This is a genomic window from Oleiphilus sp. HI0132, from assembly GCF_001635845.1.
In genome coordinates, this window is sequence record NZ_LWGJ01001591.1 from 1 (window position 1) to 1,685 (window position 1,685).

Below are 1,685 nucleotides of genomic sequence, written 5' to 3' on the forward strand. Positions count from 1 at the left end.
CGTGGCGAGAAGAACTCCGGGCCGAGAAGCAGCGGAATTTTATTACATCGTTGATCGCTGTCCTTGTTGTTGCTGTCGTGCTCGTGTTTTTGTGGCAAGACTATGTTAGCTCCGAAATTGAAACTCAAAAGTCTCGAAATAATTATTTAAGCTCTTCAATGGCTGAGCTGGATAAGAAAATTAAAGAGATCAAAGAGCTGAAAAAAGAAAAGAAAGAGCTTTTGGATAGAATGAAGGTCATTCAGGACTTACAGGGAACACGCCCGGTTATCGTTCGTGTGATGGATGAGTTGGTGAGAACACTTCCAGATGGCCTTTATTATGAAAGCCTTGAGCGAAAAGAGGATCTCATAGAGATTACGGGTTTGGCTGAATCTAATAACCGTATTTCAGGTTTGATGCGAAACTTTGAAACATCAGTCTGGTTTTCTAACCCTAATCTGAAAGACGTGAGTGCGATTAAAGGTGATGACGGGACTCTAAATAGTTTTGATCTTAGTGTTAAGCAGGTGACCCCTGAGTTAGCTGAAGATCAGGAATCAAGTGAAAAGGGGACTAAATAGTGGGTTTTTCTGAATCTATGGAAAGCCTGAAAGGCTTTGATCCCAATGATATAGACTTTAATAATGCAGGCTCATGGCCTACACCTGTTAAAGCAATTGTATTAGTTGTTGTCTTTTTAGCGCTGCTTATAGGCGGTTATTTCTTTCTGATTCAGGATCAATATACCGAATTTGATAGAGTCGCTGCAGAAGAAGCAAGCTTGAAGCAGCAGTATGAAAGTAGAGCTTATAAAGTAGCAAATCTTGAGGCTTTTCGCTTACAGATGGAAGATATGAAAAAGTCTTTCGGTGTACTTCTTAAGCAGTTGCCTGCAAAAACAGAGGTTCCGGGCCTACTTGAAGATATTACCAATACCGGGCTAGGAAGCGGTTTGGAAATTGAATCCATTCAGTTGAAGCCAGAGGTTTCCAAAGAGTTCTATGTTGAATTACCAATGGAAATCGTGGTTGCGGGTACTTATCACGACATCGCATCTTTTGTGAGTGGTGTTGCAAGCTTGCCACGAATCGTGACTTTGCATGATATGAATATTTCCAAGACGCAGAGTAAGTCTAAAGGAAATAGTCAGGGGCGCAGCAGTCATAAGCTGCAAATGACTGTGCAAGCGAAGACATATCGTTATGGTACTGAGGCAGACAGAGAAAAAAGTAGGCAATCTAAGAAGAAGAAAGGGAGGAGAAGATAATGAATAAAATTTTCTTGTCTCTCGTGCTCGTATCAAGTGTTCTATTGAGTGGTTGTGGTACGAGTAGTGGCTTTGGTGATTTAGATCGCTTTATGGCAGAGGCTGATGCCAAGCCGCGTGGAAAAATAGAGGCTTTGCCTGAAGTACAAGTATATAGAGCATTTACATACAGTGCTGCGAATAGACGTTCACCTTTTTTGCCGCCTGAAGATGTTGTGGTAAGCGTGGTAGAGATACAAAAAGATCAAAGTAACGTTAAGCCGGATTTTGATCGAGTTCCTGAGGTTCTGGAGTCATACTCTCTAGGGCAGTTAAAAATGGTTGGTACGCTTCAGCGAAATGAACAAGATATTTTGTGGGCGCTGATTGCTGATGAGTTGCAGAGCGTACATATGGCCAAGGTTGGGCAGTATATGGGTAAAAACCATGGCCGAAT

At 42.0% G+C, this 1,685-nt stretch carries 3 protein-coding genes; all 3 read left to right on the forward strand.

Features of this window, described 5'->3' with window-relative positions; translation table 11 throughout:
* Positions 1–563, forward strand: a 563-nt coding sequence (locus A3766_RS24530; RefSeq protein ID WP_068643153.1) for a PilN domain-containing protein, incomplete at its 5' end; no start/stop codon positions are given.
* Complete coding sequence (locus tag A3766_RS24535; protein WP_156494828.1) at positions 563–1,249, forward strand: type 4a pilus biogenesis protein PilO; 687 nt, start codon at positions 563–565, stop codon at positions 1,247–1,249. The genes A3766_RS24530 and A3766_RS24535, both read left to right, overlap by 1 nt.
* Positions 1,249–1,685, forward strand: a 437-nt coding sequence (locus tag A3766_RS24540; RefSeq protein ID WP_068643155.1) for a pilus assembly protein PilP, incomplete at its 3' end; no start/stop codon positions are given. The genes A3766_RS24535 and A3766_RS24540, both read left to right, overlap by 1 nt.